This window comes from Bacillus cereus group sp. BfR-BA-01331 (assembly GCF_022663915.1).
Lineage (GTDB): Bacteria > Bacillota > Bacilli > Bacillales > Bacillaceae_G > Bacillus_A > Bacillus_A mycoides.
Genome location: NZ_JAKUGJ010000161.1, coordinates 1 through 400, shown reverse-complemented (window position 1 = coordinate 400; position 400 = coordinate 1). Strand labels below are relative to the sequence as shown.

Genomic DNA, 400 nt, shown 5'->3' with positions numbered 1-400 from the left:
TTTGGACAGACTGGTCCCGTAAATCAAGCTGCTCTTTTTTAATCATATGCATGGCTTCTACTCCAGAAAGAATGGATGTAGCTGTGTCAAAACATTTGAACCCTAGCATAGAACGGATTCGCTTCTTTATAAAGCGATGATCTTGTTCTACTATGTTATTCAAGTACTTTTGTTGTCTAAGTTGCATACCATCAGGTATGCTTTTTTTTTTCAACTGTTCAATTGCTATAGGATAAGCCGGGTTCTTATCGACTGTTATAACACGTGGCTTTGAAACATGAACAGACCGCAAAGCTTTCTTGAAAAAGGGCTTTGCAGCCTTCTGGTCTCTTGTTTTGTTTAGGAAAAAATCAATTGTGTTTCCTTTCGAATCAACAGCACGATACAGATACATCCATTG

General features: G+C 38.0%; 1 protein-coding gene. It reads right to left on the bottom strand.

The window, feature by feature from the left end; translation table 11 throughout:
• The coding region (locus MR155_RS31450) for an IS6 family transposase (protein WP_242312130.1) at positions 1–400 on the bottom strand (400 nt) is incomplete at both ends.